Here is a 26,949-nt window from a genome sequence, read left to right as displayed (position 1 = left end):
GGGCGATCCGGTCAGTCGTCAGTGAGGGCGATCCGGTCAGTCGTCAGTGAGGGCGATCCGGTCAGTCGTCAGTGAGGGCGATCCGGTCAGTCGTCGGCGGCCGCCCGACTGCCCGCGTCGAGGCCGTCGCCGTGGTCGGGGACGGTGCCGTCGTCGTTCCAGCCGCGGACCGCGTAGTACTCCGAGAGCGCGGCGTCGAACCCGTCGATGGCGTCGGCGTACGGGAGCGTGTCGTCGCTCCGGTCGAAGCCGCGGGCGTTGTTGAACGCGCGCTCCAGCTCGACGATTCGCGCGCCCAGCGACTGGAGGGCGTCGTAGTCGGCGTCGAGCAGCGCCGCGAGCCGGTCGTCGGTGACGGTGCCCCGCGAGAACTTACAGACGACCGCCGAGTCGAGGACCGCGTTGCGGTTCTCCTTCGCGACGAGCTTCGGGGGCTTCCCGTCGAGCCCCTCGGGGTCGAGCGCGTCGCCGGGGTCGACGAGCGGGTACTCGTAGGGGTAGAACTCACCGTACATGTGGTCGGCGCCGCGGTTCGCGGTCGCGAACGCGAGCCCCTGCCCGTTGAGCGCGCGGCCGTCGTGGCCGGCGAACTCCATCCCCTTCACCGTCCAGTCCTCGGCGCCGAACTCCTCGCTGGCGCGGTGGACGCCCTCCGCGAGCTTGTCGCCGACGCCCTCGCGGTAGGCGATCTGCTCGACGAGCGAGCGGACGAGCTCCGCGTTGCCGAACTCGTCTTCGCTCTCCAAGAACATCGAGACGACGTCGCCACAGGAGATGGTGTCCATCCCCAGCTCGTCGCACAGCTCGTTGGCGCGCATCACGTCGACCACGTCGTCGACGCCGGCGTTGGAGCCGAACGCCATCACCGTCTCGAACTCCGGCCCCTCCGTCTCGACGCCCGTCGCCTCGTCGCGCGTGGGGAGCTTACAGGCGAACGCGCACTGCGAGCAGGTCCCCTTCTCGTACTTCTTCTCCTCGACGCGGTCGCCGGAGATACCCTCGACGCCCTCGAAGGAGGTCTCCGCGAAGTAGTACGACGGGAGCGCGTCCACCTCGTTCGCCAGCTCCGTCACGCTCGTCGTCCCCTGCCGCTTCATGATCGAGTCGGAGGTGGCCGCCTCGCGGTGGACCTCGCCCGCCTCGTCGGGCCAGTCGACCTCGATATCGGCCTCGGAGTCGCCGTCGAACGTGAGCGCCTTCACGCCCTTCGAGCCGAGGACCGCGCCCAGCCCGCCGCGGCCGAACGCCCGCGTGTCCGAGGTCATGATCGACGCGAACCGGACCGCGTTCTCGCCCGCGGGGCCGATACAGGCCACGTGTCCGGGCCCCAGGTCGCGCGTCTCCGCGAACCGATCGGAGACGGCCGACACCTCGGCCGCTTCCAGGTCCGGGACCGCCTCGAACGTCACGTTCGGCTCGCCGTCCGGGCCGATCTCGCGAACGTGAACCGCGAGCAGGTCGTCGCTCGCGCCGACGAGCTCGACGGCGGCGTACCCCGCGCCCGTGAAGTTCCGCGAGAGGAACCCGCCCGCGTTCGACGACAGCAGGCCGTCCGTGAGCGGCGAGAGACCCGTGGCGGCCATCCGACCGGTGTAGGAGGTCGTCGAGTACTGCATCGGCCCCGTCGAAAGGAAGAGCCGGTTCTCCGGGCCGAGCGGGTCGGCGTCGAACGGGATCCGGTCGTACGCGAGCGACGTGTTGAGCCCGCGGCCGCCGACGAACGACGCGAGCCGGTCGTCGATCGGCGTCGTCGACGCGGTCCGCTCGGTCAGGTCGATCGTGAGGAGCGGTCCCTGCGCGTGTCTCATGGGCGTACGGAGCGAGCGAGCGGCGATAAAACTCGGGGTGGGAACGCGGTTCAAATGCCAGCTAGCGGCGGTGTGATCGCTTATAGAGAACGGTGCGGTCGGCGCGTGCCTGCGAGCGGCCGCCCTCGGCGGCCGCGAGACAGCACCGCGCGAGGGAGTCAGCCGCCCGGAGCGAAGCGAAGGGCGGCTGACAGGGCGAGAGCGAAGCTCTCGCTTACAGCCGGACGTAGTCCGGCGACGAGGCTGGGGAGGCGTGAGGTGCGGTGCCGTGCGGTTCGGGGTGGGACTCGAAGGGGCAGTCACCGGCGGCGAAGCCGCCGGTTGCCCGTGGCGCTACGCGCCACGCTGCCGCGAGGCGACCGTAGGCGTTCACGAGAGCGAAGCTCTCGTGAGCCAATCAGAACGCAAAGCGTTCTGATGACGACGCAAGCACCGCAGCGAAGGAACGGAGTGACTGAGCGAGGAGCGTGGTTCGAGAGAGCGAAGCCCTCTCGTCATCACGAGACGCCTTCGGCGTCTCGAACGACAGCGAGCGTACGGTCGCCTCGCGGCTGGGGCTTTGGCGGTGTTCGCCGCCGATCTGCCAGTAACCATTTATGAGCGAGCGGCCGGGGCTTTGGCGGTAGTCATCGCAGAGCCGACAGCTGTTTATAAACACTCGTCACCGTATCCCGATTCGATTTAGAAACAGGCGCTCTGCGCCACGTGTTTCCCTTATTCGTCGAGGACGTGGTGCGTCACCGCGTCCGCTCCGGACTCCGCCGTCTCCAGCGTCGCGACCCGGAACGTGTCGTCCGCACCCTCGACCGGAATCGGAAGCCCGCCCGGATTCACCCGGACCGTCTCGCCGCGCGCCTCGACGCCGTGCGCGTGGGTGTGGCCGTGGAACACGTAGTCGTAGTCGCCGCAGCCGACGAGCGCGTCGACGACGAGATCGCTCGTCCCGTGGGTGACTGCCACATCTGCGCCGTCGAACGAGAGCGCGGCGGCCTCGCCGTGGTAGGTCCCGAACGAGTCGACGGTCGACTCGACCGCCCACTCGCCGTCGTTGTTCCCGCGGACCGCGTGAAAGTCGAAGTCCGCGTCGAACGGCGTCGCGGAGAAGGGCGCGACGAAGTCGCCGCAGTGGACGACCGCGTCGACCCCCTCGCGCTCGAACAGCGAGACGGCCGTCTCGACGGCGGCCAAGTCGTCGTGCGTGTCGGAGACGATGCCGATCAGCATGTGCGTGAGGAAGCGGGCGCGGCACTTGAAGCTCCGGCCACCGCCCGACCCTCGACCTCGTCGACCGCGCTACTCGCCGGTCAGCGCCTCGCTCGCAGGCGCGAAGTCGATGGGCTCGCCCCGTCCGGCATCGCTCGCGCGCTCGTACAGCATGTGCGCGGCGGCCACGGTCTCGACCCCGGTCCCGCCCGAGTCGAAGACGGTCACCTCGTCGTCGCTCGTCCGGCCGGGGTGGTCGCCCGCGACGACCTCCCCCAGGTCGGCCGCGATGCCTTTCCCCTCCTCGATCAGGCCGGCGGCGACCGCGGCGAGGTACGAGCCGGCGTCCTGCGTCGCGCGCGCTCGGAGGTCGGGGACGTACGTCGCCCGCGCGACGAGCTCGGGCGGGAGCTCGTTCTTCTCCGGGTGGTACTGCCCCATCGCCGTGACGTGCGTCCCCGGCTCCACGTCGGCGTCGTCGATCACGGGGTCGCTCGCGGTCGTCGCCGTGATCGCCACGTCGGCGCCGTCCAGCGCGTCGCTCGCGCTCGCGACCGCCGACACGTCGGCGTCGAGGCGCTCGTCGAAGTCTTCGGCGAACGCCTCGCGGTGCTCCGGGGTGGGCGAGAAGACGCGGACCGCCTCGAGCTCGCGGACGGTCGCCGTCGTCGCGACCTGCCCGCGCGCCTGCGCGCCGCTGCCGATCACCGCGAGTTCGGTCGCGTCGCCGCGGGCGAGCGCGTCGACCGCGACCGCGCCCGCGGCGCCGGTCTTGAACGGGTTCATCGACGCGCCGTCCAGCAGCGCGAGCGGCGCGCCGGAGTCGGCGTCGAACAGCGGCGTCATGAACCACGCGTCGCCCGCGCCGAACCCCGCCGAGTAGGTGTACCCGCCCATCGCGCCCGTCTCCGGCAGCACCGCGGCGTAGGTGGTGAGCATTCCCGGCGGCTCGCGGTTGAACAGCTTCGTCCGCGGTTCCGCGGGCGCGCCCTCGCCCACCTGGCGGTACGCGTCGCGGACGGCCGCGACGTAGTCGGCCGGCTCCGCGAGGTCGTCGACGTCGCCGCTCGACAGGAACAGGGTCTCCGTCATACCCGCTCACTCGCGGCGGGGGGACTAAACGGTACAGGCCGCGGCGATCGGTCGAGCGTCACGCGGACGACCGGCCGCCCGGTCCGGCCCCGCCCCGACCGGGACGCGACGCGTCGGCGGACGCGTCGCCGTCGGTGACCGGAGCCCTGACGAACATCGCGTGGGCCATCACGCCGCCGGCGGCCACCGCGCCCGCGGGCATCGCCGACATCAACGACAGCCCGACCAGGTTGAGGAAGGCGGTCACACCGATCAGCGCTGCCGGGATGAGCCCGAGGACGTAGTCGTAGTATCCTGTCATGCTGTCGTTGGATACTATATCGAGAATCCGTATTAAATTTTTCCCGCGGTTCGGAAATGGTTCTTTTATGAACACACCAATGTTATCCATAACTTATGAGTCCCGCAGGAGAGCTCGTTTATCCGTGCGATCGGACGGCGAGAAAAGAGTCGATCGCGGCCGGTCGCCGTAATCGGCGGGAGCGCGCGGGGTTAACGCAGCCGGAAGTAGAGGGCCCGCCAGCCGCCGAGCGCGACCGATCCCGTCACGAGCATGACGGCCGCGAAGGTGAGTTCGGCGCCGCCGCGGAAGACGAACGCGCGGAGCGCGAGCCCGAGGACCGCGGCCGGGATCCACGACCGGATCACGAGCGGCACCGACGACTTCGCCGTCTCGACCGCGCCCGCGGAGTAGGCGCCGACGAGCGGCGCCACCGCCGCCCAGCCGATCAGGAAGGGCGCGTAGACGCCGGGGAGGTAGAGCGGGTTGGCGGTGAGGAACTCGATCGATTGGTGGTTGAGCGTCCCGGCGGTCAGGAGCAGGATCAGCGCGATCACGTCCCCGACCGCGAGCGGGGCGGCGCCGCGGTCGAGGCGGGCGGCGAGAAACGACGGAGCGTCCATACCGACCCGTGCGGGCCGCCCCCACTTTTACGCACGGATTCGTCGACGCGGGCCGTCCCTCCGCCGACCGAGGGGGCGGGCGTCGCTACTCGTACAGCGGGTGCGCCTCGCAGAGCTCGACGACGCGTTCGCCGACCTCGTAGATGACGTCGTCGCTGTCGACGCCGTCGACGACGCGGTAGATCAGGTCCCCGACCTCCTCGACGGCCTCCTGGTCGAAGCCGCGAGTCGTGAGTCCGGCGGTGCCCGCGCGGATCCCGGAGGGGTCGAACGGCGAGCGCGTCTCGCCGGGGACCGTGTTCCCGTTGAGGACGATGTTCGCGGCCGCGAGCGCGTCCTCGGCGTCCCCGCCAGAGAGGTCCGGGTGCGAGTCGCGCAGGTCGGCCAGGACGAGGTGGTTGTCGGTCCCGCCGGAGACCAGAGAGAGGCCGTGCTCCTGAAGCGTCTCCGCGAGCACCTCGGCGTTGTCGACCACGTTCCGGGCGTACTCCTCGAACTCGGGCTGGAGGGCCTCCTTGAAGCCGACCGCCTTGCCGGCGACGTTGTGCATGAGCGGACCGCCCTGCCCGCCGGGGAACACCGCGCTGTCGATGTCGTCAGCGAACGCCGCGTCGCACATCACGATCCCGCCGCGGCCGGCCCGGATCGTCTTGTGGGTCGAGCCGGTGACGAAGTCCGCGACGCCGACCGGCGAGGGGTGGACGCCGGCGGCGACGAGCCCGGTGATGTGCGCGATGTCCGCGAGGTGGTAGGCGTCGACCGCGTCGGCGGCCGCCTGGATCTCCTCCCACTCGACGGTGCGCGGGTACGCGGAGTATCCCGAGACGATGATGTCCGGCTCGAACGACTCGGCGGCGGCGCGGAGCCCCTCGTAGTCGATGTACCCCGTCTCCGGGTCGACCTCGTACTGCTCGACGTCGTACAGCTGCCCCGTGAAGTTCGCGGGGTGGCCGTGCGAGAGGTGGCCGCCGTGATTGAGGTCCAGAGAGAGGATCTTGTCGCCCGGTTCGAGGGCCGCGTAGTACACCGCCTGGTTCGCCTGCGTGCCGGAGTGTGGCTGGACGTTGACGTGGTCAGCGCCCCACAGCTCCTTCGCGCGCTCGATCGCCAGCTCCTCGACCTCGTCGGCGTACTCGCAGCCGGCGTAGTAGCGCGAGCCGGGGTAGCCCTCGGCGTACTTGTTGGTGAGGACGCTCCCCTGCGCCTCCAGGACCGCCTCGCTCGCGTGGTTCTCGCTCGCGATCATCGCGAGCGTCTGCTCCTGTCTGTCGCGCTCGCCGGCCAGCGCGTCGGCGACCGCCGGGTCGACGTCCCGGACGTGCTCGTGGTCCATGTGCGAACGGGGGCGCGACCGCGCATTAATCCTTCTGTCGCGGGCGAGGAGTAGCCTCGTCGCGGGCGAGGAGTAGCCCCGTCGCGGGCGGGCGAGACGCTCGTCTCACCGAAAGACGCGGTCCTGCGCCCGCCGCCTCGAAGGGTCGGGCTCGATCGACCGACCCGATATCCGATCGGACGAATCGGCCGTTTTCGCTATTTTGAGACCCTCTACCGGAGTTGTTCGATCCGCAAATCCCGTTAATATTAAATACGCAACCGGCTTTCATACGGAGAGATAAATGGTCTCGAATTTACTGGCGGCCGACGTCGAGGCGGCGCTCGAAGCGGCCTTCGCCGGGGGCGACGACGAACTGCTCGTCGTCGATCCCTCCGCGGAGACGATCGTATCGCTGGTCGAGACCGCCGTGGGGCGGGACGACCTGCCGGAACTATCGATGCTCGCCGACGAGCGCACCCTCAAGGACGTGCTGGACGACTTCGTCGTCGCGTCCCGGACCGCCGACCTCGTCGCCGACGGCGCCTTGGACCTCCGGGTACTGGACGGCGAGGTCGACAACGCGCTGTTCGTCTCCCCGTCCCGGGTCGTCGCCTTGGTCACCGCCGGAGCGGGCGTCGCGGCGCTGTCGACCGACGACCCCGAGTTCGTCGGGGAGGTGTACGAGACCCACCGCGGCGCGTTCGACGAGGCGGAGCCGTACGCGCTCCGCACGCCGGCGATCAGCCGGGTCCGCGAGACGATGGAGGCGGAGATCGGCGAGGAGGCCCGCGCCGACTTCGACGCCGTCCTCGACGCGGTCGAAGCGGACCGCGAACGCGGGGTCGACATCGACGAGGTGACCGCCTCGCTGCTCGTCGCGGCGAAGAACGACGTCCTCCTCTACGACATCTCGAAGTGGGGCGAAGACGTCGGCATCGCCTCGAAGGCGACGTTCTCCCGGACGAAGACGCGCCTCGAAGACCTGGGCATCATCGACACCGAGAAGGTCCCGATCGACGTCGGTCGACCGCGGCTCCGCCTGAAGCTCGGCGACGACCGACTCCGAGACATCGACGCCGCGGAGCTGGCCGCCGAGGCCGCCGAGATGATGGCCGCGACGCCCGCCTGACCGCGCCCGCGAACTCCCCCTCGACTCGCTCGCCGCCGGCCGGCCGGGTGCGCCGCCGCGGACCCGCGGCTTTTTTTCGCCGCCTCGCGTCGACCGGATATGGATATCGGACTTGTCGGTGACGGCCCCGCGGTCGAGGCCGCAGCGGCCGCGCTCGGCGACGTCGACGTGAACGCGATGCCCGTCGAGGCGGAGTTGCTCGACGGGTTCGACGCCGCGGTCGTCGTCGACACCGCCGGATCGGCCGCGTTCGCGGCCGCGAACGAGCTGCTCGACCGGTGGATCGCGGTCGAGGTCGGCGGGCTCGGCGGCGTCCCCCTCGGAGACCTCGACGCCGCGGTGACCGTCTTCGACGACGCCTGCTACGACTGCCTGCGCGCCCGCGTCGAGAGCGGCGGCCCCGACCGGGGCGACGCACCGTCGGGTCGCCGGTCCGCGGTGCGCTACGCCGGCGCGCTTGCCGGACGGCGGATGATCCGCCTCCTCGCCGGCGAGCCGGTGCCGGACACCGTCGTCGAGGTCCCCGGCGGCGAGCGGACGCTGTTGCCCGTGCCCGGATGCGACTGCGGAACGGACCCCGGCGACGCGCTCCCGCGCGAGGGCGTCGAGCGCGGCCTCGACGACGCGATCGACCGCGCGGAGCGGGCCGTCGACCCCCGGATCGGCGCGCTCGGGGAGGTTGGCGAGCAGGAGTCGTTCCCGGTCCCGTACTACGTCGCGCGGATCGCGGACACGACGCCCTTCTCCGACGCCGACGCGGCCGACTTCGGCGGCGGCGCGGCGGCCGACTGGGACGCCGCGTTCATGAAGGCGCTCGGCGAGGGGTTAGAGCGGTACGCGGCCGGCGTCTACCGCGAGGCCGAGTTCACGCGCGCGCCGGCCGCGAACGTCCCGAACCCCGTCACCCCCGACGCGTTCGTCCGCCCCGACGGCGCCGAGCCGTACGACCGCGACGACCGGCTCCCGTGGGTGCGCGGCGAGCGCCTCGGGACGGGCGAGACGGCGAGCCTCCCCGCGGAGTTCGTCGGCTTTCCGCCGCCGGAGCGCCGGTACCGACCGCCGATCACGACCGGGCTGGGACTGGGCAGCTCCGGGCCGGACGCCGCGCTCTCCGGGCTGTACGAGACGGTCGAGCGCGACGCGACGATGACCAGCTGGTACTCCGCGACGGAGCCGCTCGGCCTCGACCTCGACGACGCCGGGTTCGCCGGGTTGGAGAAGCGGGCCCGCGCGGAGTCGCTGTCGGTGACGCCCCTCCTCGTCACGACCGACGTGGACGTGCCCGTCGTCGCGGTCGGGGTCAGCCGCGAGGGCGACTGGCCGCGGTTCGCCGCGGGATCGGGCGCCGACCTCGACCCGGCGGCCGCAGCCCGGAGCGCGCTGGCCGAGGCGCTACAGAACTGGACCGAACTGCGCTCGATGGGCCGGGAGGCGGCCGACGAGCAGGGCGCCGCGATCGGCCACCACGCCGACCTGCCCGCGGAGACGGCCGCGTTCTTCGACCCGGACGCGACCGTCTCGGCCGACGGCGTGGGGGAGCCGGAACTGTCGGGGAGTGAGGAGCTGTCGGCCGTCGTCGAGCGCGTCGAGAGCGTCGGGCTCGACCCGTGCGTCGCGCGCGTGACGACGCGCGACCTCGCGACCCTGGGCTTCGAGGCCGTCCGGGTGCTCGTCCCCGGCGCGCAACCCCTGTTCACCGGCGAGCCGTTCTTCGGAGACCGCGCCCGCGACGTGCCGCGGTCGATGGGGTTCGAGCCCGCGCTCGACCGCCCGTACCACCCGTTCCCGTGAGGGCGCGGTTCGGGACGCGCCGCGCCGGTCGGGCCCGACGCCTCCGGCGCCGACTGCCCGCGCCCGCGGATTTAGGTGCCTCCGGGTCGCGGGAGGCCGTATGGAGGTCGTACCAGACGCGGACGTGGAGGCGGTCGAGGCGGTCGACGGCGTGTTCCTCACTCAAGGCGCCGTCGGCGAGGGGATGAGCATCCAGCGGTTCGAGATCGAGCCGGGCGAGACGGTGCCCGAACACGACCACCCGCACGAACAGATCGGCGTGATCACGGCCGGGCGGCTCACCTTCCTCGTCGACGGCGAGGAGCGCGTGGTCGGCCCGGACGACACCTACGCGATCCCCGGCGGCGAGCCGCACGCCGCCGAGAACCGGACCGACGAACCGGCCGTCGGCTACGACATCTTCTCGCCGCCGCGGGCGAACCCGGACTGGGGGGAGTAGACCGAAGGTCGCCGACCGGGCGGTCGGATTTCGGCGGCGAACCGCCGCGGATCGCGCGATCCCGCGCGTCAGCGATACGGGCAAGACGTACCGGACCGAAGGTGTGTTAGCCCTCGGGCCCCGATTGGGGGTAATGGGAGTTCAGGAACAGTACCCGTTCGACGTGGAGGCGCTCCGCGCCGACTTCCCGATCCTCGATCGGAAGGTCGGCGGAGATCCGGAGACAGCGGGCGAGGGTGAGGGCGGCGACACCCCCCTCGTCTACCTCGACAACGCGGCGACCTCGCACACGCCCGACCCGGTCGTCGACGCCATCTCCGACTACTACCGGAGCTACAACGCGAACGTCCACCGCGGGATCCACCAGCTGAGCCAGGAGGCCTCCGTCGCCTACGAGGAGGCCCACGACGCGGTCGCGGAGTTCGTCGGCGCCGCGGGCCGCGAGGAGATCGTCTTCACCAAGAACACGACCGAGGCGATGAACCTCGTCGCGTACGCGTGGGGGCTCGAGGAGCTCGGTCCGGGCGACAACGTCGTCCTCTCGGAGATGGAGCACCACGCCTCGCTCGTCACCTGGCAGCAGATCGGCAGGCGGACGGGCGCCGACGTGCGCTTCGTCGACATCACCGACGAGGGGCGGCTCGATATGAACCACGCCGCCGAGCTGATCGACGACGACACCGAGATGGTCTCCGTCGTCCACGTCTCGAACACGCTCGGGACGATAAACCCGATCCGCGAGCTGGCGGACATGGCGCACGATCACGACGCCTTCATCTTCGCCGACGCCGCGCAGTCGGTGCCGACGCGCCCCGTCGACGTCGCAGAGCTGGACGTCGACTTCCTCGCCTTCTCCGGCCACAAGATGTGCGGGCCGACCGGGATCGGCGTCCTCTACGGCCGCGAGGAGATCTTAGCCGGGATGCAGCCGTACCTCTACGGCGGCGACATGATCCGCCGCGTCTCCTTCGAGGACTCCACCTGGGAGGACCTCCCGTGGAAGTTCGAGGCCGGCACGCCCTCCATCGCGCAGGGGGTCGGCCTCGCGGCCGCGATCGAGTACCTCGAAGAGGTCGGGATGGACCGGGTCGAGGCCCACGAGGACCTGCTGGCCGAGTACGCCTACGACGAACTCGAGGCGCTCGGCGGCGTCGAGATCTACGGCCCGCCCGGCGACGACCGCGGTGGGCTCGTCGCGTTCAACGTCGAGGGCGTCCACGCCCACGACCTCTCCAGCATCCTCAACGACTACGGCGTCGCGATCCGCGCCGGCGACCACTGCACCCAGCCGCTCCACGACGAGATGGGCGTCGCCGCCTCCGCGCGAGCCTCCTTCTACTTCTACAACACCGTCGAGGAGGTCGACGCCCTGGTCGACGCCGTCCGCGAGGCGCGCGACCTGTTCGCCTGAGATCCGTTCGGCGCGTTCGATCCGGGTCGCGGGCCGACCCCGCCTCGCGGTCGGCTCGTCGGCTACCGCCGTCGGTTCGAGGCGACCACGCGCACGTCGAGCCATTCTCCCCTAATACTACTGAATAATGGCTTTTGAAGCCGTGAAAGCGACGATCCCGCAATTATTATCACGTCCCCTCGGCAACTGTTGACTGAAGAAAGATCACAACTCGCGTAGTAAGTCGCTCTTCGCCGAGTCGTCGCCCGCCACACACCACATGACCGACCACACGTCTTCGCCCTCCGACGCGTCCGCGGACGCGGACGCCGATCGAGCGGAACCGACAGCGAACGAGTCCGCGGCGGGAGCCGACGGGCCGATCACCGTCCTTCAGGTGGAGCCCGACGCGCGCTCCGCCGAGCTGCTGGAGGCGTTCGCGGCGCGGCTCACCGATCGGATCCGGGTCCGCTCCGTGGGGCGCGTCGCCGAGGCGGTCGACGCGGTCGAGGGGGGCGTCGAGGTCGACGGCGAACGGGTCGGGGTCGACCGCGTCGTGACCGAACAGCGCCTCCCCGACGGCGGCGGCGTCGACCTCGCGGAGCGGCTCCGCGGGGCGGACCGCGGGCTCCCGGTCGTCTTCCACACCACGTGTCCGAGAGAGGAGCGCGAGGCGGCGGCGTTCGGCGCCGGCGCGGACGCCTACTTCGAGAAGGGGGCCGACCGCGGCCGGTTCGACGCGATCCTAAATCGGATCCGCGCGCTCGTCGACGAGGGCCGGGAGCGCGGGAAGGGCGCGGAGCGGGCGGCCGCGTCGACGCCGCGGGCGTTCGGCTCGCCGGGCGAGACGCTGCGCTCCGAGGAGTGAAGTCGGGGGCGCCGGACGGCACCCGAAGAAGGGGCGCAGCGGCGTCGCAAGCGTCGAGAGGGGCTTCGTTACCGTTCGAGGTCGACCGTGAGGTCGGTCGCGATCCACGCGTCGGTGTTGCCCTGTTCGGCGAAGACGGTCCGGTCCTGAGAGCAGCGGGTCGCAGCGACCGTCGGTCGCTCGTCGGTCGCCGACTCGGCGTCCCGCTCGATCCGGTCTCCCGTTGTCATTACAACCCGCTCAGGGACCGGCGGTGTTATAGATTTCGGTCGGCCTAAACCACAGGCGGCGATCCGCGCGGGGGATCGGAGGGCCTTACCTCGGGGCGGCCGTCCGCCGACCCGTGACCGACACGCTGTTCACGCCGCTCGCGCTCCGCGACACCGAGTTCCGAAACCGCGTGATGCTCTCGCCGATGTGTCAGTACTCCGCCGAGGACGGGCTGGCGAACGACTGGCACCGCGTCCACCTCGGCGCCCGCGCCGCCGGCGGCGCCGGCGTCGTGATGACCGAGGCGACCGCCGTCGAGGCCCGCGGCCGGATCACGCCGAACTGCCTCGGGATCTGGTCCGACGACCACGCCGAGGCGATCGAACCGATCGTCGAGTTCGTCCGGTCGCAGGGCGCGACCCCCGGGATCCAGCTGGCCCACGCCGGGCGGAAGGCCTCCCACCGGCCGCCGGCCGAGGGGAGCGGGCCGATCCCCGCCGACGAGCCCGCGGGCTGGGAGACCGTCTCCGCGGCCGACGAGCCGTACCCGCACCCGGAGGTCGACGAGGGGGACCTCGCCGACACCCGACGGCTCGACGGGGACGGGATCGGCGAGGTGATCGACTCCTTCGCGGCCGCCGCGGAACGCGCACGGGGGATCGGCTTCGAGATCGCGGAGGTCCACGCCGCCCACGGCTACCTGCTCCACCAGTTCCTCTCGCCGGTGACCAACGACCGCGGTGACGAGTACGGCGGGAGCTTCGAGAACCGCAGCCGTCTCCTGCGCGAGGTCGTCGAGGCCGTCCGCGAGGTCTGGCCCGACGGCAAGCCGGTCTTCGTCCGCATCTCCGCGACGGACTGGCTCCCGGACCGCGACTCGTGGGACGTGGACGACTCGGTGCGGCTGGCCCCCGTGCTGGCCGAGGCCGGCGCCGACCTGATCGACGTCTCGGGCGGCGGGATCCACCCGGACCAGGAGGTCCCGAGCGCGGGCCCGGGCTACCAGGTCCCGTACGCCGAGGCGATCCGCGAGGGGACCGACGTGCCCGTCGCCGCGGTCGGCGGGATCACGGAGCCGACCCACGCCGACGCCCTCGTGCGGAACGGGCGGACCGACCTCGTGGCGCTCGGCCGCGAGATGCTCCGGCACCCCTACTGGCCGCTGGAGGCGGCCCACGAGCTGGGCGCGGAGGCCGACTGGCCGGTCCAGTACCGGCGCGGGAGGTTCGACTGAGCGGACTCACCGGTCCCCCTCGCAGCGAGGGGTGAGAACCACCCGCAGGCGCCGGGAAGGCTTATCCGGCTTCCGGCCGCCCTCGGCGTATGGGCGACCTCGACTACCGGCCCTTCCCCGAGGAGCGCGACGACGAGTTCCGCGCGTTCATGCGCTACGCCTTCTCGCCCGAGGAGGGCCCCTACGACCCGGAGGAAGACGACGACGACCGGGAGCACCTCGGCGACTACCGGGGGCTGTTCGACGGCGACGATCCCGTCGCGGTGTGCGGCCACCACGACTTCTCGCTCCGGATCCGGGGGCGCGACCGGGACGCGGCGGGCCTCTCCGCGGTCGCCTCCCCGCCCGAACACCGGCGGCAGGGCCACATCGAGCGGCTCCTCCGCGAGTCGCTGACGGAGTACCGCGACGACGGAGTGCGCTTCTCCGTGCTCTGGCCCTTCGAACACCCCTTCTACCGTCGGTACGGCTGGGAGACGGTGAACCGGTACCGCTGGGTGAAAGCTCCCCCGAAGCAGCTGGCGTTCGCGGCCGAGGAGGGCGCCGACCCGGCAGGAGACGACGGCACCGACGAGGCGGGCGAGTTCCGCCGGCTCGGTGAGGACGACCACGACGCGGCCGCCGACCTCCTCGCCGCGACCGCGGAGCGCTACGACTTCACGATGGCGCGGACCGAGGCGTGGTGGCGCGAGCGCACCCTCCGCGGGTGGCAGACGGACCCGTACGTCTACGGCTTCGAGCGCGACGGCGACCTCCGCGCGCTGCTGTCGTACACCTTCGAGGAGCGCGACGACGGCGACGGGCGCGCGATGGTCGTCTCCGACGCCGCGGTCGCCGACCCCGCCGACTGGGACCGCGTCTTCCGGTTCTGCCGGGACCACGACTCGCAGGTCGAGCGGGTTCGCCTCCGGCTCCCGGTCGACGTGAGCGTCCTCGACCGCGTCGACGACCCGCGCGCGGTGACCGAGGAGGTCCGCGCCGGCCCCATGTTCCGGCTCGTGGACGTGGCCGACGCGCTGACCGCGCTGGCGCCCGACCCCGACCTCGACGCCGCGTTCACGCTCGCGGTCGACGACCCCCTCGTCGACTGGCACGGCCGGCCGGTCCGGGTGACGGTCTCGGACGGCGCGGTCGACGCCGAGCGGGTCGGCGCCGGAGAGGGTAGTTCCGCTGCCGCCCCCGACGTGACCGCCGGTATCGGCGCGCTCTCGCAGCTGTACGCCGGCTACCGCGGCGTCGACGACCTCCGCGCGCACGCTCCCTTCGACGTCGACGACGACGCCCCCGACGACCTCGCGACCGACCTCGCCGCCCTGTTCCCGCCGCGGCGGACCTTCCTGCGCGAGGGGTTCTGAGCGGAGCGAGGCGACCGAGCAGAGCGCCCCACGGCGCTGCCGGGCTTTTTATTCGCGGGCGCCGTAGCGAGCGGTATGAGTTCCCGCGACCGACGTGACGACGACCTCGAGGAGCGGCTCGACGAGCTCGAGGACGTGCTGAGCGAGCTCCGCGCCGACCTCCGAGAGACCGAGCGCGACCGCCGCGGGCCCCCGCGGCCGCCCCGGCTCTCGGAGCTGGTGCGGTTCACCGAACAGTACACGATTCCGACGCTCATCGCGCTGCTGGAGACGACGATCAAGTCCCTCGAACTGCTTCAGGGAACCCTCAGGCTCGCGGACCCCGGCCGGAGCGTCGCCGAGGGCGCGGAGGGCGCCGGCGACCGCCTCGCGGACGTCCGCGACGGCGCGACCGCCGGGCTCTCGCGGTCACTCTCGGAGCTCCGGACCGCGCTCTCGGAGGCGGACCTCCCCGAGGACGCCGCCTCGCGGTCGATCATCGCCGACGCGCGCGACCTCACCGCCGAGATCGAGTCCCGGATCGACGAGGGGCGCCGGGAGGCGGACGCCGCGCGAGACCGACGGCTCGGGCGGGACCGCGACGGTCGGCGAGACGACGGGGGACGACAGCGAGACGGCGGGAACCGAGATCGGGACGAGACGCCGTCAGACCGCGGCGCCGACGCGAGTCCGGTTCAGATCGACGTGACCGAACCCGGCGAGGGCGGGGCCGACGAGAACGAAGCGGCCGGCGACGTCGACGACCCGCCGGAGGTCGACGTCGAGTCCGAGTTGGAGTCGATAAAGCGCCAGATCGACGGCGACGAGGCGGGAGACGAGACCGACGCGGAGGCCGACGCCGACGGCGCGGGCGACGACGACGCGGACGCCGACGGCGGCCGGACGGACTGAGCGCCTTCAGAACGAGGCGCCGAGCCGGTCGGCGACGCGCTCCGCGGAGTCGCGGAGCAGCGTCTCGTCGTCGGTGAAAACCTCCAGGGCGACCGTCCCGTCGAAGCCGGCGAGCTCCGACTCGACGAGGTCGTAGTCGACCTCGCCGGCGCCCACGGGGAGGTGCGTGTCGCCGCGGCGGCGGACGTCGTGACAGTGGAGGTGCGAGACCCGGTCGCCGTGGCTCCGGAGGAACCGCTTGATCGCCTCGTTGCCGCCCTCCATGTACGCGTGGCCCACGTCGAAGCAGACCGACGTGTCGGTCTCGCGGGCGAGGTCGCCGAGGACGGAGAGCTGGAGCCCCGCGTGCTGGTGGCCGACGTTCTCGACGACGACCTCGACGCCCGCCTCGCGGCCGGCGTCCGCGACCCGCCGGAGCTGCTCGGCCGCGGTCTCCCGGAACTCGACGTCGTCGCGGTCAGCGGAGGTGGCGTGGAGGACCGCCTTCTCGGCGCCGAGGTCGCCGGCCGCGTGGAGGAGGCGGCGCTGGTAGTCGACGATGGCGTCGTTCACCTCCGGGACGTACGTCGCCAGCCGCTGGCCGTACGGTAGGTGGACGAGCAGGTCGCGGTCGCCGAGCGCGTCACCGAGTCGCTCCAGGTCGATATCGCCCGGGACGAGCGTCGGCTCGCCGACGCCGAGCTCGCAGAAGTCGAACCGCCTCGACGACGCCGCGAGCCGGTCGAGGTCGTCGCCGACCGTCACACCGATCTCCATGGCGGCCCGTGGAGCGGGGACCTCTAATAAATGGCGTCGGGGCGTCGGTCGCCCGAGACTCAGTCGTCCGCGAGCGGATTGTCGAGGTCGATCTCGCCGGCGTCGATCTCGGCCTCGACCTCGCGGACCGCGGTCACCATGTTCTCGGTCTTGCCGTACGCGACGTCGCGCGGGAGCAGCTTCAGCCCGCAGTCGGGCGAGATCGTGAGCTTCTCCGGCGGGACGACGCGGAGGCCCTGGCGGATGTTCCGTTTGATCTCCTCGACCGACTCCACCTCGGCGGTGTGGGCGTCGACGACGCCGAGCGCGAGGTCCGGTTCGATCTCGGGCTCCTCGAAGACGGGGATCTGCTCGTAGTCGCCGTTGGAGAGCTCCAGGTCGAACTCGTCGATCGGGTAGTCGTTGATCTCGGGATACACCCGCGAGTAGTCGCCGTAGCAGACGTGGAGGCCGATCCGGACCTCCTCGGGGATGCCCGCCGCGATCCGTTCGAGCGCCTCCCCGACGATGGCGTGGTCCTCGGGCGTCGTCGCCAGCGCGGGCTCGTCGATCTGGATGTAGCGCGCGCCCGCCTCGACCAGCTTCTCGACCTCCTCGTTGACGAGGTCCGCGAGGTCGTAGACGAGCTCCTCGGTGGAGGGGTACGCCTCGTTGAACGCCCAGAAGCCGAGGGTGTACGGCCCCGTGATCGGCACCTTGACCGGGCGCTCGGCGACCCCGGCGGTGAACTCGAACTCGTCGACGAGCCACGGCTCGTCGTACGCGACCTCCTCGACCACGCTCGGCTTGTCGAAGTAGTTGTGGCCCCACACCTTCACCGGCCCGTTGAACTCGTAGCCGTCGATGCGGTCGGCGAAGAACTCCACCATCTCGTTGCGGCGCATCTCGCCGTCGACGACGGTGTCGAGCCCGGCGCGCTCGTGCTCGTGGGTGATGAGCCGGCAGGCGTCGTCGTGCGCCTCCTCGAGGTCCGACGCGTCGAACTTCGAATCGGGGTCGTCGACGAGCTCGTCGGCGCGGTTGAGCCACTTCGGCTTCGGGTACGAGCCGACGACCGTCGAGAGCAGGAACGTCTCGTTCGGGTGGTCGGCCGGGCGGAACTGGTCGCGGTTGGCGGACGGGTTTCGGACCATCAGTCGAGCACCTCCGCGGCGGCGGCCAGCGCGTTCAGCTTCGCGCGATACTTGTTCGTCGGCAGGTAGAACAGCTCGGTGTTGGGCGTGAGGTAGGTCCGGTCGAACCCCTCCAGCGGGATCTGCGACTCGAACCACTCGACGCGCTCCGCGACCGTCTCCGGCTCCTCGACGAGCGTGTTCTGCCCGTCGACGAGCCCGAGCGACAGCGAGTCGGTCGCGCCGAACTCCTGGACGTTGTAGACGGTGTCGTCGCGGTCGCCGGCGACCAGATCGAACCCGAGCGCGTCCGCACCCGCCTCGTCGACGAGGTGGGCGTACAGCTTCTCGCCGAGCGCGCCGTAGAACGTCTGGACGACCACGTCGGCGTCCGTCTCGGCCGCGACGGTCGCGATCGCGTCCGTCGCGCGCTCCTCCGCGCCCTCGACGGGCGGGGTCGTGACGAGCGACGGCTCGAGGAGGAACAGCGTCTCGTGGTCGGGGAACGCCGCGACCTCGCCCGCGAGGAACTCCGCGACGGCGGCCTGGAACTCGGCCTCGTCGCGGTAGTGTTCGTCGGTCGCCAGCTCCGCGAGGGAGTACGGCCCGGGAAGCGTCGCCGCGAGCGAGGCGTCGGCGGCGCCGTCGGCGTCCGCGAGCAGATCGGTCGCCTTCTCCAGTTCGTCGGCCACGTCGCCGGAGAAGGCGAGGTCGTCGACGACGCGCGGGTCGCGGTAGAAGTTGTTGTTGTCGTAGTACCGGACGATCCCGCCGGTCTCGACGGCGTCGCTGACGGTCAGCGGGTGCGCGATCATGTCGTCCCAGCGGCCCTGCCCCTCGGAGATCAGGTCGAGGCCGGCGTCCAGCTGGTGGTCGACGTACTCGGCGCGTACCTCGTCGTACTCCGCGACGATCGCTTCGCCCTCGTCGCCGCCCAGGAGGTCGCCCTTCTGGTGGCCCTTCAGGTCCGAGAGGGTCTCTTTCGCCCGGTCCGGGAGCGGGTACAGCCCCGGCGTCGCCGCGACACGTTCGGTCATTACCCTCCGTTAGATATGCCGTCGTATAATATTTGCTAATGTATATTATTCTCTGGAGTAATTCACCGGTGGCGGGGCTACGCTCGACGCAGCGCCAGCACCGTGAGCGTCTCGAAGGGGAACGACTCCTCGACGACCGGCTCGGCCGCGAATCCCGCCTCGTCGACCAGGTCGAGCACCTCGTCGTAGCCGGTGAGCGAGGAGACGAGCAGGAGGACGACGCCGTCGGGCGCGAGGACGCGACCCACGTCGTCGAGGAACGGCTCGATGAGTTCGCGGCCCGACTCGCCGCCCGAGAGCGCGTGTTCCATCCAGTCGCCCCACTCGTTGTCGGGGTCGGTCGGGAGGTACGGCGGGTTGAAGCACACCGCGTCGAACGCGTCCGCGCGGAACGGCGCGAGGAGGTCGGCGACGACGGCCTCGACGCCGCGCTCGCGGGCCTGTCGCGCCGCGTGCGGGTTGCGGTCGCTGCCGACCACGTCGAGGCCGCGCTCCTCGGTGATCCGCTCCGCGACCCACCCGGAGCCCGTGCCGACCTCCAGCACGCGGCCGTGGGCCTCCGCCACCGCCGCCTCCGCGAGCAGCCCGGAGTCCTCCGCGGGCTGGTAGACGACCGCGTCGTCGGCGCCGCGCAGCGCCGCGAGGTCGCCGCCGCGCTCGTCACCGGCGTCGCGCTCGTCACCGCCGCGGGTCATCGGCCGTCGTCCTCCGGGCCGCCGTCGGTCGCGCCGGCGTCTCCGTCGTCCGCGCCTTCCGACCCGCCGCGCGTCGCCGCGCGCTCCTCGACCGACGCGTCCAACTGCGGTCCGGAGGCCCCCTCCGACCGGGCGGAGAGCGTCTGCTGCGGGAACGGGATGACGATCCCGTCGTCCTCGAGCGCCCCCTTCATCGCGTTCATCGCGGCGGTCTGGGTGCGCCAGCGCTTCCGCATGCTGGGGTTGCGGATCCAGTAGCGGAGCCCCAACACGACCGCCGAGTCGTCGAAGCGCTTCGTCACGGCGTTCGGCTCGGGCATCTCGGCGACGTCGTCGACCCCGGCGACGGCCTCCTCGACGACCGCGGCCGCGCGCTCGACGTCGGTGTCGTAGTCGACGCCGACCTCGACCTCGATCCGCAGCCGGTTCCGGCGCGACCGGTCGACGATCGAGCCCGAGCGAACGGTGTCGTTCGGCATCGTGATCACCTCGCCGTCGAACGACCGCAGCCGCGTGCTCATGATCGAGATCTCGGTCACCGTTCCCTCGTGGTCTCCGACTTCGACCCAGTCACCCACCTCGAACGGCCGGGAGAACATCAGCACGAAGCCGGCCAGTATCGCCCCGAGCGTCTGCCGCGCCGCCATCCCGACCACGATCCCGAGGAACCCCGCGCCGACGAGGAGGCTACCGACGTTGTCGGTGAACAGCCCGACGACGGCGAGTATCGCGGACGTGTAGACGCTCAGCTGCGTGATCCGCAGGATGACCTCCTGCTGGTGTTGCGAGATCGACGCGCTCTCGGCGCCGATCTCGCGGATGACGCCCCCGAGGAAGTCGGTGAGCGCGTACGCGATCGCCAGGAGGAGCACGGCGAGGACGACGTTCGACAGCTGGTTCGCGCTCAGCGCCGACTGGGCCGTCTCGAAGAGGGCGCCGCTCTGGTCCCACACCGCGATCAGCGTGATCGCGCCCAGCGCGGTGGCGCCGCCGACGCCCGCCGACAGCAGGAGCCGCTGCGTCGAGGTGAGCTCCCTGTCGCCGCGCCGCAGCCGCCGCGTGAGGAGCCGCACCCCCAGCACCGCGGCGACGATGCCCACCGAGGCGGCGAACCGCTCGAAGTTGCCCGCGAGCGCGCGTTGAAGATCCGTCACGAGGCCGACCCAGCCCGTCATCGTCACGCCTCCGTCGGCGACCCGCGTTCGCGGGCCAGCTCGGCCAGCGCCGCGAACGCCGCCGGCTCGAGCGTGCCGGGGCGACTACGCAGCAGCTCCTCGTCCGCCGCGTCGACGACCGCCTCCGGGTCGTCGAGCCCGGAGATGTGCGCCGTGTTCCGCACCGCGTTCCGCACCGTCTTGCGCCGCTGGGTGAAAAGCGCCTTCACGAACCGGAGGAAGAACGCCTCGTCGCCGACGACGTAGTCGGGGTCGCGAGGCGTGCAGCGCACGACGGCGCTCTCGACGGCCGGCTGCGGGTCGAACGCCTCCTTCGGAACGCGCTCGACGATCTCGACGTCGGCGTAGTGTTGCGCCGACACCGAGAGCCGGCCGTACGCGGACTCCCCGGCCGACGCGACCATCCGGTCGGCGAACTCCGCCTGAAACATCAACACGAGCGGCTTCCGCTCCGGGAGCAGCCGGAAGGCGATCTCCGAGGAGACCCCGTACGGGAGGTTGGCGACGCAGGCGGTGAAATCCGGGATCTCGACGTCGAGCGCGTCGCCCTCCACCACGTCGAGGAGCCCGTCGGCGACCGCGGCCGCGAACTCTTCGCGGAGGAACTCGGCGAAGGCGCCGTCGCGTTCGATCACGCTCAGGCGACCGGGCGCTCCGCTCGCGTCGGCGGCCGCGTCCGCGGTCGTCGTCGCCAGCAGGCGGTCCGTGAGCGCGCCCGCGCCGCCGCCGATCTCGAGGAGGTGACTGGTGTCGGCGTCCTCAGGGAGGTAGCCGGGAATGCGGTCGAGGACCCGGTCGTCGACGAGGAAGTGCTGGTCGCGGTCGGGGTCGGCGCGCGAGCCCGCCCGCCTCGCGAGCGCGTCGGGGTCGCGACCCCCGTACGCGGCGTTCTCACCCGTCGATGAGTCGGTCATAGCCGGGGTACACGCGGTGTTCGGGTAAAAGTCTCGTTTCGGGGGCGGCGCGGCGGCGAACCGACGGTCGTCGGTCCGCGCGCCGAGGAGCCGGTGTTCACTCCTCGCGACCGACGAACGTCCGGTACTTCAGATCCGGCTCGCGGATCTCCTCGACGATCCGTTCGAGGATCACCTCCCGCGGGCGGTGGAGCCCGGAGATGCGCTCCTCGACGTCGTCGAAGCTCTCGAACGGGCCGCGCTTCCGCTCGTCGAGGAGGTCGTTCCGCAGCTTCTTGCCGATCCCCGGCAGCAGGTTCAGCTGGTGGAGTCGGAGGGTGATCGGCCCCGCCTCGTTGTAGAAGTCGACGAACCGCTCCTCGTCGGCGTCGACGATCGCCTCCGCGGCGTACTCGACCTCCGCGGCCGCGTTTCGAGTGAGGTCGTCGAACGACACCTCGCGGTAGCGGCCGACGGCCGGCCCGTCCAGCGCGATACGGTCGCCGACCGAGACGTCCGGCTCGCCGTCGAGCGTCAGTTCGTACAGCGCGAACGAGTCGGCGCCGAGCCCGTACGCCACCGGCGACTTGCGGGACTGCGGGCGGTCGTCGTCGGGACGCCCGTTCAACAGCACGTCGAGCAGGACGGCGGTGGGGCCGCCGCCGTCGGCTCCGCTTTCGCCGGCGAGGTCGTCGACGTCGTTCATACATCGTTCATCGCTCCGAGCGATGAAAAAACCGCTGGCGAGGCGGGACGCGCTGCGACCGCCGACGGTCGGATTCAAGAGCGTCGAGTGCGACGTGATACCATGGCGAAACCGGAGCCGGCGGAACTGGTTCGACTCGTCGAGGCGTTCCCGGGCGCCTCGCCCGAGGCGAACGCGGAGAGAGGGTCGACGGCCGACGCAGCGGGCGATCCGGAACGGGGCGAGCCGACCGACGCGGGCGACGTCGCGCGGGTCGACGACCTGCTCGACGGCGCGTACGGCGCTCTGACGCGGAACTGGTACCCGGAACTCCGGCGGCGCGTCGCGGCGCACGCCGACGGCGACTGCCTCCGCGAGCGGGTGCTCGAACACGTCGAGGCGGTGCCGTCGTTCCGCCTCTCCGACGGACCGACGGCCCTGGAAGAGCGCCGCGAGCGCCTCGCGGAGGCGGCGGCGCTGCGCGACGACGTCCGCGAGATCGCGGAGTGGTACGGCACCCTCCGGTCGCGGCTGGAGGGCGACCGCGCGTCGCTGACGCGGGGCGAGCGGCTGCTCCACGACCTCGGGTACGCGCTCGCGCACGTCCTCTTCCTCGGCGCGTCGTCGCCGCGTGCGGTCGTCCGCCGGCTCCGCTTGGCGTACCGGACGGTCGGCGTGCGGATCGACGAGACCGCCTCCGAGGGGGGCGCCGAGCGCACGACGTTCACGTGTCCGTACCGGAACCTCGCGGCCGGGCGATGCGGCGAGCGGTGGGTGTGCCACGAGAAGCTGGACCGCGTCGACGACGGCTACGTCTCGTACCTCGCGGAGCGGGGGATCGCCTACCGGCGGCCGCGAGGGTGTACGGACTCCGAGCGGTGTCACTCGACGGTCGCGCGCGACGGACCCGCGCGCTGGTGGCCGAGGACGCCCCCGGCCGCCGTCGACGCCGACCCGTGACCCGCGACGGCGACGGCGAGAGCGGGTCCGCGGCGAGCGACGATCCCGCGGCGAGCGACGATCCCGCGGCGAGCGACGATCCCGCGGCGGACGGCGAGTTCGGAGCGACCGACCCGCGTCGGCTGCGCCGGATCCGACGCGGCTACGACGCGTGGGCCCGCGTCTACGACTGGTTCGCGCGGGCCACCGCGTCCGTCGGCGGCGTCCGCGCCGCCTGCGTCGACGCGCTGGCCCTCGACCCCGGCGACACGGTCATCGAGTTCGGCTGCGGCCCGGGAGTGAACCTCCCCGCGCTCCGCGACGCCGTCGGTCCGAGCGGTCGCGTCGTCGGCGTCGACATCTCGCCGCGGATGCTCGACCGGGCGGCGGGGCTCGTCGAGCGGCGCGGCTGGGAGAACGTCTCGCTCGTCGAGGCCGACGCCGAGCGCCCCCCGGTGGCGGCCGCGGACGGCGTCCTCGCGACGTTCGTCACCTCGCTTTTCCCCGACCCGTACGCGGTCGTGCGCCGGTGGTGCGACCTGGCGGACACCGTCGTCCTCGCGGCGTTCGTTCCGGAGGGAAACCGCCTCGCGAACGCGGCGCTCCGGGCGTTCGTGGCGCTGAACGGGCGGCTCTTCGACGCGCGGACCGACGATCCGCTCGGGAGGCTCGCGGACCGGACCGCCGCCGCACGGCGCGCGCTCGACGACCACACCGGCGTCCGGGAGCGACGGCGCCGCCTCCTCGGGACGATCGTCGTCGAGGCGGGTCGCGACCGGTGACGCCCGGGAGCGGTCGGTCGTCCGGGGTCACCCGGAAACGGGGACGGAGACGACGGTCGCGTCGGCGGTCCGGATGACGCGTTCGGTCGTGCTGCCGAGCAGGTCGTCGGCGGCGGCGTCGAGGCCGCGCTTGCCCATCACGACCGCGTCCGCGTCGACGGCGTCGGCGTACGCGGCGATCTCGTGGGCCGGAACCCCGGACTCGACCGCCGTCTCACTGTCGATACCCGCGTCCGCGACGGCCGTCGCGACCCGGTCGACCGCCGCCTCCAGCCGCTCGCGGCGCTCGGGGTCGTCGTCGTCGAACTTCTCCGGCTTGCCGGAGCGGTCGTACATCGGGATCTCCTCGACGACGCCGAGGACGTGTACCGTTCCGTCCGCCGCCGTGATCTCGGTCGCGTCGTCGACGGCGTCGAGGGCGGCGTCGCCCGCTCCGGTCGGAACGAGGGTGGTCTGGTACATGCGGGTCGACGTACGTGCGGAAATCTGAAAAAACGTGTCGGAGAATCGCCCCGCCGGGCCGGGGGGGGCGTGCTCAGGCGTACTTCGCGACGACGTCGAGGATCTCGTCGAGCTCCTCGCCGTCGAGCGAGTACCGCTCCTGTGCGAACACCGAGCGGAGCTCCGTGCGGTCCTCGGGGAGCAGGTCGGTGATCTTCACGGCGGTCGGCAGGTCGACCTGATCGAGCTCGGTGAGCTCCTCGACGAGCTCGCGGGACTCGTCGGGGTCGAGGTCCGCGAACCGATTGACGTGCTCGATCGCGCGGGCCAGCTCGTAGCGCAGGTCGCGGTCCTCGTCGGCCGCGCGCTCGTCTTCGATCTCCACGAGGATCTCCTTCGCCTCGGAGGTGGTGACGTACTCCTCGTCCAGTTTTTCCTTGAATATCGTCATCTCAGTTCTGCTGGGCCCGCATGTGGGCGGCGGTGACGATGAGGGTCTTCGTCTTGCCGCCGTCCGGAATCTCGACTTTGAACGCCGACCCCTGCTTGCCGACGACGGTTCCGGTTCGGCCGTCGAAGCGCGGGTGGAAACGCCCCTTCGGGACGCTCGGGTCTATCTTGAGGTGGACCTGGGACCCCTCGTCGAACTCCTGGATCGCTCGCTGCGGCGGGGAGGTGCCGCGGTTGCGGGGTTTGTTCGAGAGCTTGTCGCGAGTCGCCTTCTGCGGCCCATTGGAACTCGGCATGGTCTTGGATTACGTTCCGCTGCCGCCGTTATAAATCGTGCGTTACGGCCCGAAGGACGTGGGCGACTCACACGCGACGGGTCGTGACGGGCGCGAGGAGGGGCCCGCTGCCAACGCGAAGCGGGGCCGCCGCCACCGCGAGCGGGCCCCTGCTCGAGTCGCGCGCACGACTACCAGACGCGTCTCCCCCTTCCGAAAGGGCTAATCCCGGGAGTTCCCTAACGTGTTCGTAATGAGTCACCAGCTGCCGGACGTACAGGCGTCCGCGCCCGACGTCACCGTCGGGCTTTCGCAGGTCGGCGTCACCGGGGTGGAGAAGCTCGTCAAGATCGCGCGTGGCGACAAGCGTCCCATCGTTCTCATGGCGGAGTTCGAAGTGTTCGTCGACCTCCCCAGCGGCCGGAAGGGGATCGACATGTCGCGGAACCTCGCGACCGTCGACGAGATCCTCGAGGACATCACCCGCGAGGAGGCGTACCGCGTCGAGGACGTCTGCGGCGACGCGGCCGAGCGGCTCCTGGAGAAACACGACTACACCACCACCGCCGAGGTGTCGATGTCGGCGGAGCTGGTCACCCGCGAGGACACGCCGGCGTCCGGTATCGAGACCCAGAGCACGGCGACGATCGTCGCCAGCGCGACCGCCACCGAGGACGGGACGCGCGAGGAGATCGGCGCCGAGGTCACCGGCATGACCGTCTGCCCCTGCTCGCAGGGGATGAGCGAGTCGCGAGCCCGCGACAAGCTCGCCCAGCTCGGCGTCGACGAGGAGACGACCGAGGAGTTCCTCGACGCCGTCCCGCAGCCGGGTCACTCCCAGCGCGGCCACGCGACCCTGACGATCACGACCGACGGCCACCCCGACGTCGACCTCCGGGACGTGATCGACGTCGCCCGCGACTCGATGAGCGCGCGGATCTACAACATGGCGAAGCGGCCCGACGAGGACCACATGACCTACGAGGCCCACGCCGACGCGAAGTTCGTCGAGGACTGCGTCCGCGCGCTCGCCGAAGGGACCGTCGAGGAGTTCCCGCACCTCTCTGACGACGCCGTGATCCGCGTGAAGCAGTCGAACGACGAGTCGATCCACCAGCACAACGCCCACGCCGAGCGCGAGGTCAAACTGGGCGACCTCCGCGACGAGCTCGGCCGGTAGGCGCCGCGGCTCGCGTCGCGCTCTCGCCCGGCCATCCTTCACCCGAACGTCAGCGGCTCCGACTCCGCCCAGCGCGGCTCGAACTGGTCTTTCACGCTCGTCGCGAACTCGATGTCTTTCACGTCGATCATCGCGAACGGCTCGTCGGCCGACAGCGGGTGCGGCACCTCGATACACACCTCGATCTCGTCGAACACGTTGAACGTCCCGTCGACGCCCGGCGACGTCCGGACCTCGAACCCGTCCATGTCGGCCAGCTCCGCGGTGTACCGGCGTCCCACGCTCCGCGGGAGCCCGTCGACCGTCGCCGGCGACAGCAGCACTCGGATCTCCACGCCGCGTTCGAGCGCGGACTCCAGTTCGGCGGTCACGCGCTCGCCGATCGTCCCGAGGTCGAACCCGGTCGCAGGCGCGCCCGCGACCACGACCACCCGACGCTCCGCGGCGGCGATCCGCTCTAAGAGGAGATCGGTCGCCTCCTCGGCACCGACCGCGGCGGTCCAGAACTGCCCGTCGACGGGCTCGCCCGCGTCGAGCTCGGTCGACAGGTCGTCGACCACGGACTCGTACTGCTCGGCCTGCGTCCGGAGCTCCCGCTTCTTCTCGTCGAGCAGGCGGTCGAGCGCGGCGTCCGGCTCGACCGCGAGGTACTTCTTCGGCCGGCTCGCGGCCTGACTGCGGACGAGGCTGTGCTGCTCTAGGCTGTTGAGCACGTCGTAGATCCGACCCATCGGGACCTCGCTGGCCCGGGAGAGGTCCTTCGCCGTGGTCGGTCCGGTCCGGAGAAGCGCGCGGTACGCCCGGGCCTCGTACTCGGAGAGCCCCAGATCGCGGAGAGATGCCATACCCGGGGATGCCCCGGCACCCGTATAAACGCGTCGCCGGTTTACGATACGGGCGG

At 71.5% G+C, this 26,949-nt stretch carries 29 protein-coding genes; 11 read left to right on the top strand and 18 right to left on the bottom strand.

The features are described from left to right. Window positions 1–86: 86 nt before the first annotated feature. From BM286_RS02780 to glyA, 6 genes are all read right to left on the bottom strand, one after another. Window positions 87–1,808 (bottom strand): aldehyde ferredoxin oxidoreductase family protein, encoded by a 1,722-nt coding sequence (locus tag BM286_RS02780; RefSeq protein WP_092920066.1) that lies wholly within the window; start codon window positions 1,806–1,808, stop codon window positions 87–89. Window positions 1,809–2,522: 714 nt separating this feature from the next. Then, window positions 2,523–3,032: a metallophosphoesterase gene (locus BM286_RS02775; RefSeq protein ID WP_092920065.1), complete on the bottom strand. Its 510-nt coding sequence runs from the start codon at window positions 3,030–3,032 to the stop codon at window positions 2,523–2,525. Window positions 3,033–3,101: 69 nt separating this feature from the next. Continuing rightward, window positions 3,102–4,103, bottom strand: a complete 1,002-nt coding sequence (locus BM286_RS02770; RefSeq protein WP_092920064.1) for an ornithine cyclodeaminase family protein — start codon at window positions 4,101–4,103, stop codon at window positions 3,102–3,104. A gap of 58 nt (window positions 4,104–4,161) precedes the next feature. Further along, window positions 4,162–4,404 carry a hypothetical protein gene (locus BM286_RS02765; RefSeq protein ID WP_092920063.1) on the bottom strand — a complete coding sequence of 81 codons (243 nt, stop codon included), beginning with the start codon at window positions 4,402–4,404 and terminating at the stop codon, window positions 4,162–4,164. Window positions 4,405–4,595: 191 nt separating this feature from the next. Beyond that, entirely contained in the window at window positions 4,596–5,006 is a 411-nt protein-coding gene (locus BM286_RS02760; protein WP_092920062.1) for a DUF3054 domain-containing protein, read from the bottom strand. Between the two features lie 85 nt (window positions 5,007–5,091). Continuing rightward, the gene (gene glyA / locus BM286_RS02755) at window positions 5,092–6,339 is read right to left on the bottom strand and encodes a serine hydroxymethyltransferase (protein ID WP_092920061.1); all 1,248 of its coding nucleotides are present in this window, start codon (window positions 6,337–6,339) and stop codon (window positions 5,092–5,094) included. Between the two features lie 283 nt (window positions 6,340–6,622). On the opposite strand from glyA, the gene tbsP reads away from it, so the two are divergent. The 5 genes from tbsP (at window position 6,623) to BM286_RS02730 (ending at window position 11,938) form a co-directional block, all read left to right on the top strand. Further along, window positions 6,623–7,450 (top strand): transcriptional regulator TbsP, encoded by an 828-nt coding sequence (gene tbsP / locus BM286_RS02750; RefSeq protein ID WP_092920060.1) that lies wholly within the window; start codon window positions 6,623–6,625, stop codon window positions 7,448–7,450. 99 nt (window positions 7,451–7,549) lie between these two features. Continuing rightward, window positions 7,550–9,241 carry a YcaO-like family protein gene (locus BM286_RS02745; protein WP_092920059.1) on the top strand — a complete coding sequence of 564 codons (1,692 nt, stop codon included), beginning with the start codon at window positions 7,550–7,552 and terminating at the stop codon, window positions 9,239–9,241. 100 nt (window positions 9,242–9,341) lie between these two features. Then, window positions 9,342–9,680, top strand: a complete 339-nt coding sequence (locus tag BM286_RS02740) for a cupin domain-containing protein (RefSeq protein WP_092920058.1) — start codon at window positions 9,342–9,344, stop codon at window positions 9,678–9,680. Between the two features lie 133 nt (window positions 9,681–9,813). After that, complete coding sequence (locus BM286_RS02735) at window positions 9,814–11,091, top strand: aminotransferase class V-fold PLP-dependent enzyme (protein ID WP_092920057.1); 1,278 nt, start codon at window positions 9,814–9,816, stop codon at window positions 11,089–11,091. Between the two features lie 259 nt (window positions 11,092–11,350). Continuing rightward, on the top strand, window positions 11,351–11,938 hold the full coding sequence (locus tag BM286_RS02730; RefSeq protein ID WP_092920056.1) for a response regulator: 588 nt from the start codon (window positions 11,351–11,353) through the stop codon (window positions 11,936–11,938). Window positions 11,939–12,006: 68 nt separating this feature from the next. Here BM286_RS02730 and BM286_RS15410 read toward each other — a convergent pair whose 3' ends face one another. Next, window positions 12,007–12,168, bottom strand: a complete 162-nt coding sequence (locus BM286_RS15410; RefSeq protein WP_167603293.1) for a DUF7331 family protein — start codon at window positions 12,166–12,168, stop codon at window positions 12,007–12,009. A 113-nt stretch (window positions 12,169–12,281) separates the two neighbouring features. Between BM286_RS15410 and BM286_RS02725 the strand changes: the two genes are divergently transcribed. The 3 genes from BM286_RS02725 to BM286_RS02715 all read left to right on the top strand — a co-directional run bounded on the left by BM286_RS02725 (window position 12,282) and on the right by BM286_RS02715 (window position 15,628). Further along, window positions 12,282–13,382, top strand: a complete 1,101-nt coding sequence (locus BM286_RS02725) for an NADH:flavin oxidoreductase/NADH oxidase (protein ID WP_092920055.1) — start codon at window positions 12,282–12,284, stop codon at window positions 13,380–13,382. An 89-nt stretch (window positions 13,383–13,471) separates the two neighbouring features. Further along, window positions 13,472–14,737 (top strand): GNAT family N-acetyltransferase, encoded by a 1,266-nt coding sequence (locus BM286_RS02720; protein ID WP_092920054.1) that lies wholly within the window; start codon window positions 13,472–13,474, stop codon window positions 14,735–14,737. 75 nt (window positions 14,738–14,812) lie between these two features. Continuing rightward, window positions 14,813–15,628 (top strand): DUF7547 family protein, encoded by an 816-nt coding sequence (locus tag BM286_RS02715; RefSeq protein WP_092920053.1) that lies wholly within the window; start codon window positions 14,813–14,815, stop codon window positions 15,626–15,628. A gap of 6 nt (window positions 15,629–15,634) precedes the next feature. Here BM286_RS02715 and BM286_RS02710 read toward each other — a convergent pair whose 3' ends face one another. The 7 genes from BM286_RS02710 to BM286_RS02680 all read right to left on the bottom strand — a co-directional run bounded on the left by BM286_RS02710 (window position 15,635) and on the right by BM286_RS02680 (window position 22,002). Then, window positions 15,635–16,384 (bottom strand): sugar phosphate isomerase/epimerase family protein, encoded by a 750-nt coding sequence (locus BM286_RS02710; RefSeq protein WP_092920052.1) that lies wholly within the window; start codon window positions 16,382–16,384, stop codon window positions 15,635–15,637. Between the two features lie 59 nt (window positions 16,385–16,443). After that, window positions 16,444–17,517: a methionine synthase gene (locus BM286_RS02705; RefSeq protein ID WP_092920051.1), complete on the bottom strand. Its 1,074-nt coding sequence runs from the start codon at window positions 17,515–17,517 to the stop codon at window positions 16,444–16,446. Continuing rightward, complete coding sequence (locus BM286_RS02700; protein ID WP_092920050.1) at window positions 17,517–18,533, bottom strand: 5-methyltetrahydropteroyltriglutamate--homocysteine methyltransferase; 1,017 nt, start codon at window positions 18,531–18,533, stop codon at window positions 17,517–17,519. The genes BM286_RS02705 and BM286_RS02700 overlap by 1 nt, the downstream gene beginning before the upstream one ends. 77 nt (window positions 18,534–18,610) lie before the next feature. Next, on the bottom strand, window positions 18,611–19,228 hold the full coding sequence (locus tag BM286_RS02695) for a HemK2/MTQ2 family protein methyltransferase (RefSeq protein ID WP_092920049.1): 618 nt from the start codon (window positions 19,226–19,228) through the stop codon (window positions 18,611–18,613). After that, window positions 19,225–20,409 carry a mechanosensitive ion channel family protein gene (locus tag BM286_RS02690; protein WP_394327270.1) on the bottom strand — a complete coding sequence of 395 codons (1,185 nt, stop codon included), beginning with the start codon at window positions 20,407–20,409 and terminating at the stop codon, window positions 19,225–19,227. The genes BM286_RS02695 and BM286_RS02690 overlap by 4 nt, the downstream gene beginning before the upstream one ends. Continuing rightward, on the bottom strand, window positions 20,406–21,317 hold the full coding sequence (locus BM286_RS02685) for a 16S ribosomal RNA methyltransferase A (RefSeq protein ID WP_092920047.1): 912 nt from the start codon (window positions 21,315–21,317) through the stop codon (window positions 20,406–20,408). The genes BM286_RS02690 and BM286_RS02685 overlap by 4 nt, the downstream gene beginning before the upstream one ends. A 97-nt stretch (window positions 21,318–21,414) precedes the next feature. Continuing rightward, complete coding sequence (locus tag BM286_RS02680) at window positions 21,415–22,002, bottom strand: DUF655 domain-containing protein (RefSeq protein ID WP_092920046.1); 588 nt, start codon at window positions 22,000–22,002, stop codon at window positions 21,415–21,417. A gap of 102 nt (window positions 22,003–22,104) precedes the next feature. Here BM286_RS02680 and BM286_RS02675 point away from each other — a divergent pair, with 102 nt between their 5' ends. Together BM286_RS02675 and BM286_RS02670 are read left to right on the top strand one after the other, a co-directional pair. Then, complete coding sequence (locus tag BM286_RS02675; protein ID WP_092920045.1) at window positions 22,105–22,941, top strand: hypothetical protein; 837 nt, start codon at window positions 22,105–22,107, stop codon at window positions 22,939–22,941. Further along, window positions 22,899–23,702, top strand: coding sequence for a class I SAM-dependent methyltransferase (locus tag BM286_RS02670; protein ID WP_092920044.1), 804 nt, complete (start codon window positions 22,899–22,901; stop codon window positions 23,700–23,702). Before BM286_RS02675 ends, BM286_RS02670 begins: the two co-directional genes overlap by 43 nt. 27 nt (window positions 23,703–23,729) lie before the next feature. Here BM286_RS02670 and BM286_RS02665 read toward each other — a convergent pair whose 3' ends face one another. The 3 genes from BM286_RS02665 to BM286_RS02655 form a co-directional block, all read right to left on the bottom strand. Continuing rightward, complete coding sequence (locus tag BM286_RS02665; protein ID WP_092920043.1) at window positions 23,730–24,164, bottom strand: universal stress protein; 435 nt, start codon at window positions 24,162–24,164, stop codon at window positions 23,730–23,732. A 73-nt stretch (window positions 24,165–24,237) separates the two neighbouring features. Continuing rightward, complete coding sequence (locus BM286_RS02660) at window positions 24,238–24,594, bottom strand: RNA polymerase Rpb4 family protein (RefSeq protein ID WP_092920042.1); 357 nt, start codon at window positions 24,592–24,594, stop codon at window positions 24,238–24,240. A gap of 1 nt (window position 24,595) precedes the next feature. Continuing rightward, window positions 24,596–24,889, bottom strand: coding sequence for a 50S ribosomal protein L21e (locus BM286_RS02655; RefSeq protein ID WP_006112901.1), 294 nt, complete (start codon window positions 24,887–24,889; stop codon window positions 24,596–24,598). 232 nt (window positions 24,890–25,121) lie between these two features. Here BM286_RS02655 and mptA point away from each other — a divergent pair, with 232 nt between their 5' ends. After that, window positions 25,122–26,048: a GTP cyclohydrolase MptA gene (mptA, locus tag BM286_RS02650; protein WP_092920041.1), complete on the top strand. Its 927-nt coding sequence runs from the start codon at window positions 25,122–25,124 to the stop codon at window positions 26,046–26,048. Between the two features lie 38 nt (window positions 26,049–26,086). Here mptA and BM286_RS02645 read toward each other — a convergent pair whose 3' ends face one another. After that, entirely contained in the window at window positions 26,087–26,893 is an 807-nt protein-coding gene (locus BM286_RS02645) for a TrmB family transcriptional regulator (protein ID WP_092920040.1), read from the bottom strand. Window positions 26,894–26,949 lie beyond the last annotated feature (56 nt).

The organism is Halorubrum sodomense (assembly GCF_900111935.1).
Lineage (GTDB): Archaea > Halobacteriota > Halobacteria > Halobacteriales > Haloferacaceae > Halorubrum > Halorubrum sodomense.
This window is presented reverse-complemented; position numbering and strand designations above follow the sequence as displayed.